The organism is Microbulbifer sp. YPW1, from assembly GCF_013367775.1.
Lineage (GTDB): Bacteria > Pseudomonadota > Gammaproteobacteria > Pseudomonadales > Cellvibrionaceae > Microbulbifer.
On sequence record NZ_CP055157.1, the window covers coordinates 3,206,980 to 3,226,905 of the forward strand.

The following is a 19,926-nucleotide window of genomic DNA, read 5'->3' on the forward strand; positions in this document are numbered from 1 at the left end:
CCGGCCGCTTGCTCAGTGATCCAGTTGTTCCGGATTATCCAGTTTCGACGGTGCTGCAATGCCGTCGATTTCAATAGTAAGGTGGAAAACTTGGGCGCACCGCCGTTTCAGCTCTGCCTCCAGCTGATCGATCAGCTCTTCCGTGGCCTCCAGAGTGGCCTGGATTGTCGCCCGGGTTTCCGCATATTCCAGTACCGCTTCCGTACGCCGGTGTTCCGGCACCCGATCCAGTAACTTGCGCTCGTGCTCGGCAATACGTTCGGGCATAGCGCGCATCAGTACTTCTTCCCTCACTTCGACCTCTGCCACCACCACTGTGTGGGTGTCATCCACGATCACCGAGCGCAGGTCGTGATAGCGCTCGATTGCCCGGTGTCCTTTTACAATTTCGTCAAAGGCGCGTTCGGCTTCCAGGTCCCGGATGTTGGTCAGATAGCGCATGTTGATCATGCCCAGAAACACCGCGGTAAAGCCCAGCATGACGGCAATCACTACAGAGAACCCGATATCCCACATGGGATTGCCGGTGCTCTGGGTCATGCCGATACCAGTGGCGGCGAGGATCACGCCGGTAACCGCGATGGAGTCCTCCAGCAGTACTGCAATCAGCGTGGGATCATCCGCAGCCGCCAGGTAGCGGAAGGGGTTGCGCCGACCGTCGGCCCGCATACGGGATAAGAACTCTTTACCCGCCACCAGCAGTACATAGCCTTCCAGTACAAAAGCGATGGTCAGCACCGCGCCAGAAATCCAGATGGGCGCAATTTCAAAGCCGAGAAACGCGATCGACTCGGGGCGCTCGATATGCCCGAGGTTTTTCCACGCATGCCATGCGTGGGCCAGGCCGAGGCCGCAACCGATGGAAAACAGGCCGATGGCACTCCACAGATTCCACAGATATTTTTTCTGTCCGTGGCCAAAGGCGTACTGATTGTCTGCGGGCCGCCCACCGCGCTTTAGTCCGATCAGCAGGAACACCTGATTCAACGTATCCATCAGGCTGTGCACCGCCTCGTTCATCATCGCGGCCGAGTGGGTGACCAGTGCGGCGACGCCTTTTAGTACGGTAATAATGGCGTTCACACAAATGGCATAGAGAACGGCTTTCTTGGAGCCCTGAGCCATGCTTTCCCCTTAAAGCTTTTGCTTGTTTTCCATGAATTAATAAATTTCCCCAAGATACTGTATCTACAGGGTTCCTGGCGACAGCTGATTATAGAACCGTTGAAACTTTCTCCTATTGACAGAGAGGAGGTCTCACCTGCCATTTACCCGGTACAGAAATATGCGGTGCCTATACTTGCCAAAGCCCGATTCCTGTCATTCCAAGCAAGCATTTCAGATTTTGTCAGAGGTATCCGTGAAAAAACTGTCGCACTTCGCTAGCGCTCTCTATCTATGCCTCGTTGCCGTCACTTCTTTTGCTGCAGAAAAGCCCAATATTCTTGTCATCTGGGGCGATGATGTCGGCATGTGGAATATCAGTGCTTACCACCGCGGAATGATGGGTGGTTCGACGCCCAACATCGACCGTATTGCCGACGAGGGCATGATCTTTATGGATCACTATGCCCAGGCATCCTGTACCGCTGGCCGTGCGGCCTTCATTACCGGGCAGTACCCGATGCGTACCGGCTTGAGTACAGTGGGCCTGCCGGGTGCTAAACAGGGTTTGCAGAAAGACACGCCGACGCTGGCTGAAATGCTGAAGCCTCTGGGATATGCCACCGGCCAGTTCGGTAAAAACCACCTGGGAGACCGCGACGAACACTTGCCGACGGCCCATGGTTTCGATGAGTTCTACGGCATCGTTTACCACCTGAATGCGGGCGAATATGCGGAACAGTACGATTACCCCAAGGATGAAGCGGTGCAGGAAAGGCTCGGCCTGAAGCTGCGCGGTATTGTGCACTCCAAGGCGCTTCCCGGTGGCAAGCAGGATATTCAGGATCTGGGGCCATTTGGTACAGAGGTACAGCGGACCCTGGATGAAAAAGTCCTGCAGGAGTCCATGCGATTCATCAGGGATGCGGTAAAAGCCGACAAGCCGTTTTTTGTCTGGCACAACACCACTCGCATGCACTACCGCACCAACCTGTCCAAGGAGTATCAGGGCAAAAGCGGCTATGGCATATATGCCGACGGCATGATGGAGCTGGATGACGATGTCGGCGAGCTACTTGATCTGATTGAAGAGCTCGGCGTGGCGGATAATACGCTGGTGATGTTCTCCACCGATAATGGTGCTGCGTCCAATTCCTGGCCGGATGGTGGCAATCAGCCTTTCCACGGTGAAAAAGGCGTAGGTGGTTGGGAAGGCGGCTTCCGGGTTCCGATGCTGGTCAAATGGAAGGGCCATATTCCCGCGGGTGTTTCAACCGGTGAATTTATGACAATGGAGGATTGGCTGCCGACCATTATGTCCTTTGTCGGTCAGAAAGATTTGAAAGAGGATCTTTTGAGCGGCGCCAAGATAGGCGGAACCCGCTATAAGGTGCATCTGGATGGCTACGACCAGACCGACCTTTTACTGAACCAGGGTAAGACCAAGCGCAAAGAGTTTTACTACTTTACCGAGACGACCTTCCACGGCATGCGCTACGGTGACTGGAAGCTGCTATTTATTGACCAGGAAGAGTGGTTCCGCGCGACTCAACTTCCCATGACATCCCCCTACATCATCAATCTGAAGCTGGACCCGTTTGAACGTTTTATTGACGCGCGCGGCTATGATGAATGGGCCGAGAACCGCAGCTGGATCCTGGGACCAGCGGGCAACCAGATCGCTGAATTTGTTAAATCTTTCGAAGAGTTCCCGCCGAACCAGGAAAGTATGTCATTGAGCGTCGAGCAGGTGAGTAAATTCATCAACTCCCAGGCAGTGAGCAGGTAGTCCAGTTTTAAGGGCACCTTTGGGATGTCGGCATCGCGTAAAATTTCAAGGAATGAATTATGAATAATCATGGGTTGCTACTTTCTGTGCTCGCTGCGGCCATTGCTTTATCCGCCTGTAGTGGCGAAAAAGAAGCGCAGAATGATGCCGGAACGGTTGGTACGGCTAGTGAGCAGTCGACCACCTCGCAAGGCGGTGGAGAATCTGGATCGGAGGGAGAGGTCATTATCGGTGAGGAGCTGGGGTCGGATACCTCTTCAGATATGACTTCTACGACCTCGAGTGGCGGAACCACCCAGGCGTACTTCGGCGACACCCATGTACATACCGGCTGGTCGGCGGATGCGGGGATGGATGGCGCAATCCTCTCCCCGGAGGACGCCTACCGCTTTGCCACCGGCGAGCAAGTGAAGTCAAACACCGGGCTCAAGGCAAAGCTTTCACGGCCTTATGACTGGTTTATGATCACGGACCACTCCGATGGTATGGGGGTCATCAATGAGCTAGTTGCCGGCAATCCCGAAATGATGGCGGACCCGACGCTGAAACGCTGGAATGAAGCACTCAATTCCGGTGACGAGAAAAAAGCCGCCGACGCCAAGAGCGAACTGATCGTTCTGCAATCGGAAGGGAAACTGCCGAAGGCTGTTATGGATCCCAAGTGGATGAAGTCTGCCTGGGAAAAAACCGTCGATGCGGCGGAAAAATTTTACAAGCCGGGCGAGTTCACCACGTTTATTGCCTATGAGTGGACTGTCAACGCGGATGGTGGCGACAACCTGCACCGCAATGTGATTTTCCGCGACGACGCCAGTAAGACTCGCAGTTTATTACCGCTGACGACCTTTGAAACCCAGGACCCGGAAAAACTCTGGGCCTGGATGAAGGCCTATGAAGATAAAACTGGCGGCCGCGTATTGGCCATTCCCCACAACGGCAATATGTCCAACGGCCGCATGTTCGAGGAGAAGCGCTTTGATGGTTCGCCGATGACCAAAGAGTGGGCGGAAATGCGTGCCCGTTACGAACCGCTTTATGAAGTCACGCAGATCAAAGGGCAGAGTGAATCCCATCCTAGCCTTTCGCCCGAGGACGAATTTGCCGATTGGGACCTGTGGGATCGCGGCAACCTGATTCTCAAACCCAAGCCCCCGGGCTCGTTCAAATATGAATACTGGCGCCCGGCGCTCAAGGCAGGTATGCGTCTTGAAGATGAGCTTGGTACCAACCCCTTCCAGTACGGAGCCAATGCCGGTACGGATACCCACACCGGGCTTTCCACCGCGGACGACGATAACTTCTTTGGCAAGTTCAAAACCCTCGAACCGAGTAACAAGACACGCTGGGATTTTCCGCTGCTGAGCGGCCCCACCGATACCTACATGGGCTGGGAAATGGCCGCTTCGGGTATTACCGGTGTCTGGGCAACGGAAAATACCCGCGAGGCCATCTGGGATGCCATGATGCGCAAGGAAACGTTTGCCACCACCGGGCCCCGTATGACAGTGCGTTTTTTTGGCGGGTTTGATTTTTCCAAGGGTGACGCGGAAGGTGATATCGCCGCAGCGGGCTATGAAAAAGGCGTTCCCATGGGCGGAAAGCTCAAGGGTGACAAGGGCGGCAAGCGGATCAAATTCCTGGTTGCGGCAATGAAAGACCCGGAGGGCGCCAATCTGGATCGTATCCAGATTGTTAAAGGCTGGGTCGATGGCAACGGCGATACCCACGAGAAGGTCTACAACGTCAAGTGGTCCGGTAATCGAAAAATGGATGGTCAGGGCCATATCCAACATGTGGGAAATACTGTTGACCTTGAAACCGCAGAGTACACGAACGATATCGGTGACGCGCAACTGGTGGCCTATTTCGAGGACAAGGAATTCAATCCATCACACAAGGCAGTGTATTACGTACGGGTTCTGCAGATCCCCACACCGCGCTGGACCCTGTACGATAAAGTCAGAAACAAGATAGAAATGGATAAAAAGGTACCGACGGTACAGCAGGAGCGCGCTTTCTCCAGCCCGATTTGGTATACGCCGTAAATACTCGATCAGCGGTCGAGCTGTCAGTGAAAGCGAAGATTTTTGATGAAATTTCTAGCCCTGATAGGTTCTGTAGCAGTACTGATAGCTTGTTCGGAGAATCGGGTTCAGAGCAACTGACAGCGACCTGAACTGATCCGGATTTCGACCCGGCCGAACACGCATTTTACTATGCACGCTTACTGGAGAATCCAGTGTGCCGCTGGAGTTTGTATGACGCGAAGAAAGCAGGCGTGGAACATTCCAAAGACGTGCCGAAAGCAATGCCGGCCGCTTCGGCATTGATACCTTTGGTATTGGCGAAGACACCGGACAGCCTGTTACTCATGAATACAAACCGCCGAACAAGTTTACCGGCGGGATTCAAAAGGTCGTGGTTGAGATGAAGTAGCAAAAGGGTTTCGGCGCTAAACCCGCTGGGATTCGCCGCCAGTGATGCCATCCGTGGCATCGGAGATTGCAACTTCCGCCGCCGCTCGGGCAGCAGAAGTCGCGCCTGGATCCCGGTAAGGTTCCGGCTTACCAGGTATCGATACAGGGGCGCTTCTTGCCGTCCCGGCGGTTCGGCGTGGGCGTGCAGGCGCGGCCGCGCGCGATCCAGTCGCGGGTCTCCAGCGGATCGATCACGGCGTCGATCTCCAGGTAGCTGGCTGCGTTCATCGCGTTGCCGTCCTGGTACATCTTGTCCACCATCGTGCGGAAGGTGGCTTCGCGCTCTTCCGGATCCTCGATAGCATCCAGCATCTTCCTGGCGCTGATGCGCACCGCACCCTCGATACCCATGGCACCGTACTCGCCGTTTGGCCAGGAGGCGGAGAATACTGGTGCGGAATAACCGCCACCGGCCATTGCCTGGGCACCGAGGCCGTAACACTTGCGCAGTACCACGGTAAACAGCGGCACGGTCATGTTGGCTGCGTTGACGAAGATCCGCGAAATATGGCGCACGGTGGCGTTTTTCTCCGACTCCGGCCCGACCATGAATCCGGGCGTGTCCACCAGGGAAATCATCGGGATATCGTGGGCGTCGCACAGCTGAATAAAGCGCGCCAGCTTGTCGCCGGCCGGCGCATCGATGGCGCCGCCGATAATACGCGAGTCGTTGCAGAACAGACCGTAGGGCTTGCCTTCGATGCGCACCAGGGCGGTGATCATGTTCCTGGCGAAATCCTTGCGCAATTCCAGCACTGAGTCCATGTCACACAGGGTTTCGATTACCTCGCGGATGTCGTAGACCGCCATGCGGTTTTCCGGGACCAGGTGACGCAGCTTGCGCTGGTCGTGGCTTTCCCACCTGTCCAGATCCCCCTGGAAGTAGGACAGGTACTGCTTGGCCACCGCCACGGCTTCGGCTTCGTCTTCCACCAGCACGTCGATCACGCCGTTGGGGCTCTGCACAGATACCGGGCCTACTTCTTCCGGGGTGCATTTGCCCAGGCCACCGCCTTCGATCATGGCCGGGCCGGCCATTCCGATGCTGGCTTGTTTGGTGGCGATGGTCAGGTCGCAGACACCGAACAGCGCGGCATTTCCGGCGAAGCAGTTGCCGGCCACGATGCTGATCGTCGGCACCAGGCCGCTGAGTTCCCCCAGGGCGGTAAATGTGTGGATGTTCAGGTAGCCAACACCGGGGTAGTCGGTATCGGACGGACGGCCACCGGCACCTTCGGCGAACAATACCAGCGGCAAACGCCACTTCTTTGCTACTTCCAGCAGGCGGTCGGTTTTCTTGTGGTTGACGAAGCCCTGCGAGCCGGCCATCACGGAGTAGTCGTAGGCCATCACCGCACAGCGGGCGGCCTCGCTGCCGAACTGTTCGGCATTGACGGTGCCGATGCCGGTGATCTTGCCATCGGCGGGACTGAGTTCGGTCAACTTGTCGAGGTCGTCGCCGTGCTTTTTCCGCTGCGCCGCCACGGCCAGTTGGCCGTATTCATTGAAGCTGCCCTCATCGATCAGATCGTTGACGTTCTCGCGCGCGGTGCGCTTGCCGACGTCGTGGCGCTTGGCCACCGCATCCGGGCGGCTGGCATCGAGGGTCTTGTCGCGGCGTTTGAAGAACGCGGCCAGATCGTCGCGGATATGATCAAGGTCGATCTCCATCTCGGACTGGACGCGCTCGAGGGACACATCGCCCGGCTGGATGATCGCCAGCAGCTGGTGTTCGTCAATGATATCGCCGGCTTCGTGCACCAGCACTTCGGTGATGACACCGTCGTGCCCGGACTTGACCGGAATCTCCATTTTCATCGCCTCGATGACGGCGATTTCCTGGCCCGCCAGCACCTCGTCGCCGGCACTGACGTTGACGCACACCAGGGTACCGGCCATCGGCGACTTGAGCGCCTCACAGCCGGCAGGAATCGATACGGTCTGTACTTCTTCGTCGGCGCCGCCGGCGGCTTCGAAGAAATGCTCGTCGTGGGCACCCTCGTTCAGCAGCTCGGCGATATGCCCCTCGACGAATTTGGTGTTGACCCGGTTGCCCTGCACTTCGTCGCGCAGCAGCAGGTTCATCAGCAGCGTCTTGTTGCTGCTGACACCGTCAATATTGAGCGCCTGCAGGCTGCGATAGACCTTGTTCAGCGCCGCGCCGTAATCCTCGCCCTTGGCAATTATCTTGGCGCCGAGCGAGTCGTAGCTTGGGCTGACCTTGTAGCCGGCGTAGAGGTAGTCGTCGACGCGGATATTGTGGCCGTTGGGTACCTGATAGGACCGGATCACGCCGGAAGCGGGCTTGGCGCTGCCGTCGGGCAGCATCTGTTCCAGGTTGATACGCGCCTGGATGGCACAGCCGAGCTTCGGCGGCGCCTGGGTAAGTCCCAGTTCTGACAGGGTCCGGCCGGCGGCCAGCAGTATCTGGTACTTGACCAGGTTGAGCCCGGTGATCTCCTCGGTGATGGTGTGCTCCACCTGAATCCGCGGATTGACCTCCATGAAATAAAACTTGCTGTGGTCGCCGGCATCGAGCAGGAACTCGAAGGTTCCCAGCCCCTGGTACTTCACGTCGCTGGCCAGGCGCAGCGCCGCCTCGATGATCGGCATGCGTGTGTCGTCACCAAGGCTGGGACTGGGGGCGATTTCCAGCAGTTTCTGGTTGCGTCGCTGCAGGGTGCATTCGCGCTCCCAGGCGTGGATCACCTCGCCGGTGCCGTCGCCGAGAATCTGCACCTCGATATGGCGTGCGTGCTGCACCAGTTGTTCGACGTACAACTCGCCGCTGCCAAACGCGATGGTCGCTTCATCGCGGCACTGGTTGTAGGCGCTTTCCAGTTGCTGGTAGTCGGTGACCGGGCGCATGCCGCGACCGCCGCCACCGGCGAGCGCCTTGATCATTACCGCTGCGCCATCGCCGAGCGATTTAAAGAATGCCTGTACCTCTGCGAGGGTACAGCTCTTGTTGATGCCACTGGTCAGTGGGGTGTCGGAGCGAATCGCCATTTCGCGCGCAATTGCCTTGTTGCCGAGCTGGTCCAGCAACTCGGCGGAGGCGCCGATGAAGGTGATACCCTCATCGGCGCAGCGGCGCGAAAATGCGCTGTTTTCGGACAGGAACCCGTAACCGGGATGAACCGCATCACAGCCGTGCTGTTTGGCGACGGCAATCAGTTGCTCGATATCCAGATAGGCCTTGACGCCACGACCGCTCAGCTGCACCGCCTGATCGGTCTTCTTGGTGTGCAGCGACTGACTGTCGTCTTCGGCGAAGACCGCCAGGCTGGCGATCCCCATATCGGCACAGGTCTGAGCGATGCGGATCGCGATTTCGCCGCGATTGGCGATCAGGATCCTTTCGAAAACTTTGCTCATAGTTCTTGCTCTAACTCCACCTTGCGGATTTTGCCGGTCGGGGTCATCGGCAGTTGGTCCTTGATGCGGATTTCCGGCACCTTGAACACCGCCATGGCACCCTTGCACCAGTCGTACAGTGACTCTTCGGTTTCCTCGAAGCCGTGTTTGAGGGTGAGGAAGGCAACCGGCACCTGGCCCTTTTTCTCGTCTGGGCGGCCGACGACGCCGCAGGCGCCCACCGCCGGGTGTTGCCCCAGCATAGCCTCGACCTCGGTTGGAAACACGCTCATACCATTCACCTTGAGCATCTCCTTGCGGCGGCCCAGGTAGCGGAAATAGCCCTGCTCGGTGAGCATGCCGAGGTCGCCGGTGCGGTACCAGCCGCCGTCGAGGAACAGGGTTTCATTGACGTCGGGCTTGTTCCAGTAACCCTTCATCATCGTCGGCGTGCGCACCAGAACCTCACCCTCGCTACCCAGCGGCAGTAGCTCGCCGGTGTCGAAATCGCAGATCTTGATTTCGTTGCCCGGGACCGGCAGGCCGAGGAACGCGGGCTCGATCGACAGATCGAAGTCGTCGTCCTGGAAGCCGGCGGTGAATGTGTCGCAGGTATGAGTTTCGGTCATGCCATACGCGACCTCGAACAGGGTGGTACCGGTCACTGCGCGCCAGCGCTGCCGATAGTTGTGATTCAGCTTTTTGATGAACGAGATACAAGGTGTGGTGTTCAGTGAGCTGAGGTCGTACTTGCCGTGATCCGGGTGGTTCAGGATCTCGTCGACACTGTCGACCAGCACGATGGAGAGGTTGACCTTGTAGTGCTGTACCAGCTCCATAAATGCCACTGCATCCCAGCGGGCCATCAGTACCAGAGTGGCGCCACTGTAGATTGGCATCAGCAGCCCGGTATTCTCGCCGGCAATCCAGAACTCCGGCAGGAAATTGAGCATTACCTGATCGGTACCCTCGGGGCCGACCTCGCCGAATACTACCGGGTAGTAGGCGGCCATGGAGCCAAGCATGTTGCGCTGGGTGTGCATGACGCCTTTCGGCAGGCCGGTGGTGCCGCTGGTGTAGTTCAGCGCGGCCAGGTCATCCAGATCCGGGGTGTAATCGAGCGGTTCGGCCGGAGCGGCGTTTACGGCCGGCAGGAAATCCACGATCGGGCTCTCGAGCTGCACTTTCGGGGCCAGGAACAGGTCGGGCAGGGTGGCGGTCGGGTTTTCCGGGGTCAACTCGGCGTAACTGGTGGCGAGCAGATGTTCGATACTCAGCTTTTCGCACACTGGTTGCATGATCGGCAGCAGCGCATCGAGACACAGCGCGACTTTTGGCTGGCTGTCGCCCAGTTGGTGCAGCAGCTCCATTTCCTTCGACAGCGGGCTGACCGGGATATGCACGGCGCCGCATTTGAGGATGCCAAAGAAGGCGATATGGTATTGCGGGCAATTGGGCATGAATACGGTCACGCCGTCGCCGGGCTGAATGCCGTAGCTGCGCAGCAGGTTGGCGAAGCGGGTGCTGAGCTCATCCAGTTCGGCGTAGCTGAGATCGTAGCCGTAGAAATGGATGGCGGGCTTGTTCGGGTTGATTCTCGCCCATTGTGCCAGGTATTCGGTAACCGGCTTTTCGCCGTGCGGATACAGCGGAGTCTGGGGGGCGCCCTGCGGCCAGTTGGCCTGGTGCAGTTCGCGGACCTGTTTCAGGTAGGCTTGTTCACTCATCATCGGCCTCTTCTTATCGTATTTATACACGCTGAAGTTGAATCTTCATTGCGGTTAACCTCACTTCACAGACTGTCAGCCCTCCATTGCTATCTAGCCATCTCGCAGCACTGCCCAGGCAATGGGTTAAGTGCATGGTTTCGGACGGACGTTATCGGTCCGTCATTTCGTCGTTAAAAAGCGTTGCGTCCCAGGGGGCGATACTCCGCCCGAAGGGGAAGCCAGAGGCAAAATCCCGCACTGGCTCAGTTGCGCATGGCTATTTCACAACCAAAAATTACAGCTACTGTAAAAATGTGTCAACAAGAATTCTGCTTTTGGTGTGTGTGGCGCGTGACTGGTTTAAGCTAAAAATTGCTGACACGTCTTTTAACCCTTGTACGCGGCGCCTTATTATTGATTCTTGGCTAAGGCGCTCGCGCATTGTGCTCGGTTCCACCAATAATGGTGACTGTGGGCGCAATCGCGGTCATAAATGTAATAAGAGTGAATCCGCTCAGGCTTCAGGTCATTTATTTTTTAGTGGGACAATGAATCTACGCGAACGCAAGAAACAGCAGACCCGGATGCGATTGCTGGAGATAGCCGAACAGCTGTTTTCAGATCTGCCGTATGAAGAGGTGATGATTGACGAGATCGTTGCCAGGGCCGATATCAGCCAGAAAACCTTTTTCAATTACTTTCCGAGCAAGGCCTACCTGCTCGAAGAGCTGCTGTTGAACTGGTTGCGGGAAGTCAACGTCTGGAGCCACGAAAGCGAACTGGAACTCAACCTGAAATCGGCCATAGTTCCGCCGAACATTGATGAAATTCAGGACTGGATCGTCAGGCACCGTCGTTTACTGCAGATGATCATGTATCACACGGACCTGTTCTCTTCGGTCTATTTTTCCGGATCCGCCCCGGCGGGCAAGAACGTGTTATTCCCACCGTCCTACCGCAAACCGAGGATGGAGCGGGTGCAGAAAGCGCAATCTATGGGAATAATCCGATCCGATATTGCCGCCGAGCTGGTGTGTGATATGTACGATTGGCTGCGTGTCGATGTCGTACAACGGTGGCTGGCGCTGCCGGACGAGCAGGCCACGGCGGAGGGATACAAAAAAAGTTACGATCAGGTAGTCGAGGTACTGTGCAGGGGCTTCGAACCCCAGCCGGTTACCGTTGCTGTCGATGCTTGATGCGACCTAATGATAAAAAAGCCCACACAAATGTGTGGGCTTTTCTTTGGTTTGAAAAAATTAGTTGCTATGTCCAGCACCTGAGCGTAATTGCTCTTCAATCTTCTTCAGGTTGAAGGATGCTGGCGTTTGGCTGGGTGGGTATTCCTCCATGGTTTTCAGGAACTTCGCAGCGAGTTGTTGCATTGGAACGAGTACAAAGAGGCGATCAATATACCAATCCCAGTAGGTGTTGGAGTTGTGCTGGGCACGCTCCAGTGGATCGCGCCGCAAGTTGAACAGTAGCGGTATACGAAGCTCAATAAACGGCTCCTGCCAAACCCCAAGACGTTTACCCCGGTTCTCCAGGAACACCGCCTTCCAGGCGTCGTAACGTATCGCCACAATCTGGCCATCGTCATTCAGGTAGAAAAACTCGCGGCGCGGCGATGCTTCGGATTTTCCGGATAGGTAGTCCAGCAGGTTGTAGCCGTCGAGATGAGACTTATAGTTGCGCCCAATCAACTTGGTGCCTTTGAGAAGTTTCTGCTTGATATCTGGTTCTCCCGCTGCGGCGGCAAACGTCGGCAGCCAGTCTTCGTGTGCTGTTATCCCGTTCAGGGATTTGTTCGCTGGGAACTTTCCGGGCCAGCGCACGAAGGCGGGAACGCGGTAGGCACCTTCCCAGTTCGAATTCTTCTCACCGCGGAAAATGGTTGTTGCTGCATCGGGCCAGGTGTTGAAATGCGGACCATTGTCGGTGGAGTAGAAAACAATGGTGTTGTCCGCGATTTTCAAATCATCGAGTAAGTCCAGCAGCTTGCCGACATGCATGTCATGCTCGACCATACCATCGTGGTACTCATTGCTGTTGGGCCCAGCCAGATTCTTATGCTCTTCCTTCACATGGGTGCGGAAATGCATACGGGTTGCATTCCACCAGACAAAGAAGGGTTTGCCGGCATCCACCTGTTTTTTAATGAAGTCCATTGCAGCGGCAAGAGTTTCCTCATCCACCGTTTCCATCCGCTTCTTGGTCAGGGGGCCGGTGTCTTCAATTTTGCCATCGGCAGTGGCCTTGATGACACCGCGGGGGCCGAACTTCTTGCGGAATTCGGGATCTTTCGGATAGTCGCGATTCTCCGGTTCCTCCTCCGCATTCAGGTGGTAGAGGTTGCCGAAGAATACGTCAAAGCCATGGTTGGTGGGGAGGTGTTCGTCACGGTCACCGAAGTGGTTTTTACCGAACTGACCGGTCGCGTAACCGAGGCTTTTCATTACCGCGGCAATGGTGACGTCACTTTCCTGCCAGCCTTCGGCAGCGCCAGGTAAGCCGACTTTTGTCATGCCTGTGCGAATGGGTACTGTGCCTCCCATAAAGGCCGCACGCCCGGCGGTGCAGGACTGTTGTCCGTAGTAATCGGTGAAAGAAACACCTTCTTTGGCGATACGATCTATATTGGGTGTCTGGTAGCCCATCATGCCACGATTGTTGTGACTTATGTTCCACATGCCTATATCGTCGCCCCAGATCACGAGGATATTTGGTTTATCCTGGGCTTGTGCGGCGCTATTGCCGAGACAAATTAGTGCTACGGAGGTGACCGCTATCGGCACTCGTAACATTCGTTTAAGGTAAGAGCGAACCATTTCTATCCTCCAGTGGGAATACAACAATGGATTTTTGGCTAGCAGTTTGATTGGCAAGACGTTACTGCTTGATGGTTGGGAACACAGTTTTCCAGTCGTTCTTCATGTCGATGACAACCCAGCCTTTCTTGCTGGCGTCGTCCAGTCCTTTATTAAGCTGGCCAACGTGCGAGTCGCGGTCGTATGCCCACTCGCGTTTGGCATCGGTGTGGTGAAGCAGCAGACCGAATCGCGGTCCGTCGCCTGCGGTGGTCCATTCCAGCATCTGGTAATCGCCATCCGAGTTGCCCGAGGCAAAAATAGGACGCTGACCGATGTACTGATGAATGCCTACCGGTTTACCTTCCTTGTCATCGACAAGATTGATCTCCGGCAATTTGATGATCACGGGTTTGCCGTCACGGGATTCGTACTTGGCCTTGAGGCTGGAGCCCACTACCTGATCCGGGGGAATCCCGTAGGTTTGCTCGGCAAAAACCCGCATGAAGTCCACACCGCCGCCGGAGACGATAAACGTCTTGAACCCGTTAGCACGCAGGTAGCCCAGCAATTCCAGCATCGGCTGATAGATCATTTCATTGTAGGGACGGTTGGTTTTCGGGTGGCGGGCGGTTTTCAGCCAGTCTGCCACATTGGCTTGGAATTCTTCCGCGGTCATATTGGCATGGGTTGCGGCGAGAATTTTCATCAGGCCCTCTTTGCCACTTGCCATGACCTGTTTTGTATCACCCTTCAGTATTGAGGCGAAGGGTTCCTGGGTTTTCCACTCGGGGTGCTCTGGAGCCATCTTCTTCACTTGATCCAGCGCATAGATCAATTGGAAGTAGACGGGCTGCTCCGACCACAAGTTGCCGTCGTTGTCGAAGGTGGCTATGCGTTGATTCTGCGGTACAAAGTCCGGCGAACCCTCGCGAGTCACTTTTTCCACGAAGTCGATGATAGTGGTTTTGGTTTTTCCTTCGTTCCACGATGGCAGCGGGTCGGCAGCGGCGGCGAGCATACAAAAAAGACTGAGTGCAATACCCAGCGTGATCTGAAGCTGGTAATGGTATTTTCGGGCTCGGACCTGTTGCGTCAACTGCATGGATACATCTCGCAGTGGTGTGTTCTGCCGGATCAGGCAGTTAAATCTACGTCTCTATACACTCTAGACGGCGTTTTTATGATTTGCCGCGCGCGCCGATAAATTTGTGATGGGTGTTATGTTGCTGTGCGGCGAATGGAAAGTCAGGGGTTCAATGGTGGCAGTGGCGTTTGCCGTAATCGGTGGGCCTCGGGTCTCAATGCCTCGACGGCTTGTATCAGTTGCTGCCAGGCGGCAGCCGCCGAGGCGTGAGCAGGGGTGTCGCCATATTGAACGGCGCCGAGGGCCAGCAGTGCCGGTTGCAGTGACTGTGCTGCCACCGGCGCGTGTTGACGGTACTTTCGCGCGGCCTGCAATGCAGCGGCGTAGTCCCGGGTGTTGCAGGCGGTATGCAGTCTTTGCCAGGCGGCGAGCCCGCTGGCCTCGGCCCGCCGGGCGCGCTCGCTCTGAAAGTGATGCACTCTTGGCACGCCCCAGCGCCAGAGTAACCAGAGCAAAAGCCCCGCGGCGGCGAACAGCAGCAGTTTTTGCCACAGGCTGGTCCCCGAGAGTGCGCCGGGGCCGCGGGCGTGTACCTTGATCGCCTCCACGGTGCTGGTTTTGATCTCGTCATCGTCCAGGTCGTACCAGCGCAGGGTTACCGCGGGCAGGGTACCGCGTACGCTGCCTTCGGCCACGTAGGTAATACGTTCGCTGCGGGTGCCGGTGATTTCATCGGTGCGGGCGTCGCTGGTGTCCGCGGCTTTGTGGGCGTCCGAGTAGGCCGCCAGTCCCTGCGGGGCGCGACTGTTCAGTAGTGGAGGAATCAACATCACCGTCGATCCCTCGATGGTGGCGGTCACACTGCGGGAAAAGGCATCGCCGGCGCGCAGGTTCTCCGGTTCCCCCTCGATGTTCTGCTGAAGCGTCAGATCGCGCGCGGCGATAAACGGTTTCAAATTCTCGGCGCCTTTCGGTGTCGCCACAGCGATGGGTAGCGGGGCAATGTCGAGCGTTGTCTGCAGGTCTTCAGCACCGTCGGGGTTTTTGTAAGTCACTTTGATTTTGCTCGCGGGCAGCTGGTAGTTGCCAGGTGCTAGCGGAACGATCTGGTACTCGCGGGTAACACCGGACCAGGTGTCGCCATCGATCACCTGGCTCACAGAAACCGTGGAGCGGCCGGGGAGTGATACGGAGAGGTTGGGTTGATCGAACTCGGGAAATAGCGGCGGTTGCGTCATCCACGTGGGCACCAGGATGGTGACCCTGAGGGCAATGGTCTCGCCGGGTACGCCCTGCGCGGTGGAGAGTTTGGTTTCGATTCTCGGCTGTGTATCCGTTTGTGCCGGCACCGTAGAGGCGGCAAACAGCAGTAGCAGTACGGTGAGGGCAAACGGTTTCATGGGTTTTGCTCACTGCCGGCGGCAGCCTCTGCCGCAAAGCGCTGCTTGAGGTATTCGCTGGTGCCGGTATCCAGAGTGGACATCCACTGGTCAGCGCTGACCGCTTCCTGTTTCTCCGGCGTTTGCTGTTGCTGGGACTCTTCTGGTGGTGCCTCTTCTGTCTCAAGGTCATCTTCGCTGTTGGCGGGCTGCAACTCCTCTTCTTCCTCGCCGCGGGATTCCTCCATGTAGGCGAGGATTTTTTTCGTTAATGCCAGGTTTTTTTCTGCCCCGGGAAATTCCGGATCCACTTGCAATACCTGCTGGAAGCCGGCGATGGCTCCTTCGTATTGCCCGGTTTTTGCCATGGCCATGGCGCGGGTGAACATGGCTTCCGGGGTGTCCAGTGGGGCGAGTACATTGGCGGCGTCTTCGAACTGCCCTGCCTGATACAGGGCGTAGCCCTCGTGGTAGGGATCTTCAAAGGCCATTGCGGCTCGCCGGTAATCCCTGTGCAGGCTGAACCACTGCCCCTGCTGATCCGGCGTGAGTAGCAGGCTCAAAAGGCCGGAGTGCTTGGTCTCAGGCGAGTTCGCTGACGTGTTCTGGGCGAGCGGCTTTTCGCTAAGCAAGGGAGTCAATAAACAGATGAGCGCGACGGCGCCGAGATGTGTGCTGCTGGGCTGGGGCAAATTGCAGCCGCGCCGAAACCACAGCAGGGCCAGCAGCGCCGCAGGCCACGCCAGCCACCAGCCGCGGTCTTCCCACTGCAGGTTCTCGTCTTGCGCCAGCGCCTGGCGGAAGGCACTGTCGAAATAGCGGTTGAGTGCCGTGATATCGCGTTTGTCCGCTGATACCCGTTCCACTTTTGCACCGCGCACCCGGGACAGGGCGCCGCCGGCGAGATTGCCCGGTGCCACCAGTAGAAAGCCCAATCCATTGTGGCTGTCCCGCTCATTCATTGCGGCGACGTCGCTCTCGGCGAGGCTGTCCAGCAAGAACAGAATGCTGCCGGGGGTTTGCTCCCGTTGCAGAATCTGCTCCGCCAGCTTGAGCGCGACAACCGGTGCATCGCCCGGTACCGGCATCACATCTGGAACCAGCCCTTCGAGATAGGGTTTCAGTAACGCCTGATCGTCCGTCAAGGGCACCACGCGGTGGGCGCTGCCGGCGTAGGCCACGAGCGCCGTAGGGGCGCCGTCGCGTGTGGCGAGCAGGTCGAGTACTTTCTGTTTGGCGCGCTCGAGCCGGGTCGGGGGTACATCCTTTTTCTGCATGGTGTCACTGACTTTCAGTACCACCACCAGTGGTGCGGTTTTTGTCATCAGTGGATTGGGTTGGCGCGTCCAGCTGGGGCCCGCGGTGCCGATGGCGAGCAGTACCAGCAGCAATCCGGTCACGTCGATGGGACGCAGCCGGCGCCGGTGCTGCTCGCCCACAGTGAGTGCGCGAGCCAGGTGTGGGGCTATGCCAGCTTCTCTGTCCTTATCCCTGTGTAGGTCACTGCGCAGCCACCACCAGAGGCACAGGATCAGCGGCAGTAACAGCAGCCACAGGGGGCGCAGAAAGTGCAATTGGGAAATGTCGGCCAGCAGCGCGTTCATGTGGTGGGCCTACGCAGGGTGGCTGCGCGCCAACCCTTATCGGGCAGCAGGCGCGCGGCGAGAGAAAACAGTCCCAGCAGCAGTGCCAGCCCCAGTGGCCAGTGGGCCAGGGAATGGCGCGGGCGATAGGTTTCGCTGTCTACCATTTTCGGTGCCAGGGCATCGATCTGCTTGTAGACCGCGGCCAGGGCGTTTTCATCGTTGGCGAAAAAGAACTGGCCGCCGGTGCGCCGGGCGATGGCTTGCAGCGTTTCCACGTCCACGCGGTTTTCTTTGTCCTCGCTTTGCGGGTCACCCACGCCGATGGTGAGGATTTTTACCTGGCGCTGGGCGGCAATGGCGGCGGCGTTGACCGGGCTCATGCTGCTGGCGGTATCACTGCCATCGCTCAGCAGGATCAGCAGGCGCTGTTCCACTTCACTGGTTTCAAACTGGCGGATGGCGAGGCCGATGGCGTCGCCGAGGGCAGTGTGGGGGCCGGCCATGCCCACGTCGGTTTGCTGCATCAGTTCCAGCACCGTATCGAGGTCGGTGGTGAGCGGTGCCTGCACAAAGGCTTTGGAGCCAAACACAATCAGCGCCACCCGCTCGCCCTCGCGCCCCTCGAGAAACGGTTCCAGTACGGATTTCACCCCAGCCAGTCGCTCAATCTTGTCGCCGTTGCCGGTGGCGAAATCTGCCTGCTCCATGGAACCGGAAATATCCACCGCCAGAATCAGGTCCCGTGCCGGCTTCTGCAGAGTGACCGCATCCCCCTGGTATTCCGGTCGCGCCAGTGCGGTGACGATGAGGCTCCACACCAGTGCGCCGAGCAACCACTGCCACCAGTGCCGTGCAAGTACCACGGCGCCGGCGCCCGGGGTAACGCCCATGGCCTCTACCAGACGCTGGAAAAAGGGTACCCGAACTGCGCGCACCCGTTCCCGGTGCGCCGGAGCCAGCCACCAAACCAGTAGCGGAAGCGGCAATAGAAGGAAGGCGAGAGGGGCGGCGAAGTCGATCATGCACTGGCTCCGTGCGAATGATCGCCCGTGGTCATTTGCCCACGGAAATGTTTTTGTGGGTGCGGCTCGCTTTTATGTTGGCGAATCCACACCTTTGCCTCGTCTGCCAATTCGGCGACGGTGGTTGATGCGATTTTCTGGTAGGGCGCCAGCAACAGTAATTGCCCCGCCTCACCCTGGAAACCATTCCCCGGATAATGCCGGTTAAGAAATTCGAGCCAGCGTGCGCCGGTAAGCCCGGCAACCTGTTGGCGTGGATATGCAGCGAGGGCGGTGCGGCGCAGTATTTCGGCAATCTGTGCGGGGTCATCTGCAATCCGGCCGAGTTCTGCCTCGGCGGCGCGACGGTAGGCGTTGGCGCGGTAACGCCTGAGCCAACGCCATGCCAGATAGAGCAGACCGGCCAGCAGTAAAAATGCCAGGCCCTGCGCCAGCGGTGTTGCCGGCCACAGGGAGATAGCGGCGGGTTCTGGCGGCGGTACCAGCTGGGCGAGCATATCCGGCAGGGTTTCCTCGCTGGCAGCGGGGTTGGTGTTGGCTGCCGGCGGCTGCGCGGTATTCTCGTTTGGGGGCGGTGTATGTTGCTGCATACCGGTCATCGCTCCCGGCTGTTTGCTGGCGGTGCAATACCTAACAAGCGCTGCATTTGCGGCAGGGTATCTTCGGCGGTGCTGAGCTGCGCCACCGGCAGGCCGTAACGTTTGTGCCAGCGGTCGATGATCGCCCGGCGTTTCCGGTTGAATTGCCCCAGCGCATTGGCGGTATCGCTGCTGCGGGTATCGAGAGTGGCCTGCCGATCGCCGTCGGAAATGGCGCTTACCAGATCCGGAGGTACCGTCTCGCCGGAGGGGTCGACCACCGGCACCAGAATTACATCGTTGTGCCGCGCGATACCGCTTAACAGGCGCTCGCTGGCGGGGCCCACCACATCGAAGTCGCTGATCAACAGTACCAGGTGATCGCGGCGCGCAATATTCGCAACGGCCTGCAGTACCTTGTCTAGAGAGGTTGGCTCCGCCACCGGTGCGTCGGCGTGGAGTGTCTGATTGGCATCGGCGATTTCCGCAAGAAACCGGGTCAGGGCGCGGCGGTTGCGCTTGGGGCGCTGGCTGATGACCGCCGTGTCGGTGACGACGATGCCGCCCACGCGATCGTCCTGGTCGAGAATGGCGAATGCTGCCAGCGTGGCGGCCTCGGCGGCGGTGACCGATTTCATTGCGTGCCGGGTGCCGAAGAACATGGACATACGCTGGTCCACCACGATCAGCGCCGGGCGATCGCGTTCCTCGGTGTAAACACGTACATGGGGTTCGCCGGTGCGTGCCGTCACCTTCCAGTCGATTGCGCGCACGTCGTCCGAGGGCCAGTACTCGCGCAACTCCTCAAAATTAAGCCCGCGTCCGCGCAGGTGGGAGCTGTGGCGCCCGGCAAGCACGCTGCGGGCGGGTTGGCGCGGCAGCAGGTTCAGGGTCTGTGCGGGACCCTCTAAAGACTGCAGGTGCGCCAGGTCCACGTGAATACGCGGGTCCTTGGCCGTCTCCGGCGCGGCAACGGTGGCGACACCGGCGCGGCTGCGATTGCGGTTGCGAATCTGGAAGTGGAACATGGG

General features: G+C 58.1%; 14 protein-coding genes. 4 read left to right on the plus strand and 10 right to left on the minus strand.

What is annotated here, in order from left to right; translation table 11 throughout:
* Nucleotides 1–12 precede the first annotated feature (12 nt).
* Nucleotides 13–1,125, minus strand: a complete 1,113-nt coding sequence (locus HUW35_RS13100; protein WP_181252727.1) for a cation diffusion facilitator family transporter — start codon at nucleotides 1,123–1,125, stop codon at nucleotides 13–15.
* Nucleotides 1,126–1,360: 235 nt separating this feature from the next.
* On the opposite strand from HUW35_RS13100, the gene HUW35_RS13105 reads away from it, so the two are divergent.
* From HUW35_RS13105 to HUW35_RS13115, 3 genes are all read left to right on the plus strand, one after another.
* Nucleotides 1,361–2,893, plus strand: coding sequence for an arylsulfatase (locus HUW35_RS13105; RefSeq protein ID WP_255463287.1), 1,533 nt, complete (start codon nucleotides 1,361–1,363; stop codon nucleotides 2,891–2,893).
* Nucleotides 2,894–2,952: 59 nt separating this feature from the next.
* On the plus strand, nucleotides 2,953–4,938 hold the full coding sequence (locus HUW35_RS13110) for a DUF3604 domain-containing protein (protein WP_181252729.1): 1,986 nt from the start codon (nucleotides 2,953–2,955) through the stop codon (nucleotides 4,936–4,938).
* Nucleotides 4,939–5,120: 182 nt separating this feature from the next.
* Entirely contained in the window at nucleotides 5,121–5,324 is a 204-nt protein-coding gene (locus HUW35_RS13115; protein WP_305075984.1) for a hypothetical protein, read from the plus strand.
* A gap of 133 nt (nucleotides 5,325–5,457) precedes the next feature.
* Here the strand turns inward: HUW35_RS13115 and HUW35_RS13120 are convergent, their stop codons facing one another.
* Both HUW35_RS13120 and HUW35_RS13125 read right to left on the minus strand, forming a co-directional pair.
* A complete protein-coding gene (locus tag HUW35_RS13120) occupies nucleotides 5,458–8,748 on the minus strand; it encodes a carboxyl transferase domain-containing protein (protein ID WP_181252730.1) in 3,291 nt (1,096 codons plus the stop codon).
* On the minus strand, nucleotides 8,745–10,457 hold the full coding sequence (locus tag HUW35_RS13125) for an AMP-binding protein (protein WP_219932565.1): 1,713 nt from the start codon (nucleotides 10,455–10,457) through the stop codon (nucleotides 8,745–8,747). The genes HUW35_RS13120 and HUW35_RS13125 overlap by 4 nt, the downstream gene beginning before the upstream one ends.
* A gap of 527 nt (nucleotides 10,458–10,984) precedes the next feature.
* Here HUW35_RS13125 and HUW35_RS13130 point away from each other — a divergent pair.
* Entirely contained in the window at nucleotides 10,985–11,635 is a 651-nt protein-coding gene (locus tag HUW35_RS13130; protein ID WP_181252731.1) for a TetR/AcrR family transcriptional regulator, read from the plus strand.
* A 60-nt stretch (nucleotides 11,636–11,695) separates the two neighbouring features.
* Here the strand turns inward: HUW35_RS13130 and HUW35_RS13135 are convergent, their stop codons facing one another.
* From HUW35_RS13135 to HUW35_RS13165, 7 genes are all read right to left on the minus strand, one after another.
* Complete coding sequence (locus tag HUW35_RS13135; RefSeq protein WP_255463614.1) at nucleotides 11,696–13,240, minus strand: arylsulfatase; 1,545 nt, start codon at nucleotides 13,238–13,240, stop codon at nucleotides 11,696–11,698.
* A gap of 85 nt (nucleotides 13,241–13,325) precedes the next feature.
* A complete protein-coding gene (locus HUW35_RS13140) occupies nucleotides 13,326–14,348 on the minus strand; it encodes an HAD family phosphatase (RefSeq protein ID WP_181252732.1) in 1,023 nt (340 codons plus the stop codon).
* 143 nt (nucleotides 14,349–14,491) lie between these two features.
* A complete protein-coding gene (locus HUW35_RS13145; RefSeq protein ID WP_181252733.1) occupies nucleotides 14,492–15,730 on the minus strand; it encodes a BatD family protein in 1,239 nt (412 codons plus the stop codon).
* Complete coding sequence (locus HUW35_RS13150) at nucleotides 15,727–17,313, minus strand: VWA domain-containing protein (protein WP_181252734.1); 1,587 nt, start codon at nucleotides 17,311–17,313, stop codon at nucleotides 15,727–15,729. Before HUW35_RS13150 ends, HUW35_RS13145 begins: the two co-directional genes overlap by 4 nt.
* On the minus strand, nucleotides 17,310–18,317 hold the full coding sequence (locus HUW35_RS13155) for a VWA domain-containing protein (protein ID WP_181252735.1): 1,008 nt from the start codon (nucleotides 18,315–18,317) through the stop codon (nucleotides 17,310–17,312). The genes HUW35_RS13150 and HUW35_RS13155 overlap by 4 nt, the downstream gene beginning before the upstream one ends.
* The gene (locus HUW35_RS13160; RefSeq protein WP_181252736.1) at nucleotides 18,314–18,907 is read right to left on the minus strand and encodes a DUF4381 domain-containing protein; all 594 of its coding nucleotides are present in this window, start codon (nucleotides 18,905–18,907) and stop codon (nucleotides 18,314–18,316) included. The genes HUW35_RS13155 and HUW35_RS13160 overlap by 4 nt, the downstream gene beginning before the upstream one ends.
* Before the next feature lie 5 nt (nucleotides 18,908–18,912).
* The gene (locus HUW35_RS13165) at nucleotides 18,913–19,923 is read right to left on the minus strand and encodes a DUF58 domain-containing protein (RefSeq protein WP_181252737.1); all 1,011 of its coding nucleotides are present in this window, start codon (nucleotides 19,921–19,923) and stop codon (nucleotides 18,913–18,915) included.
* Nucleotides 19,924–19,926: the final 3 nt, after the last annotated feature.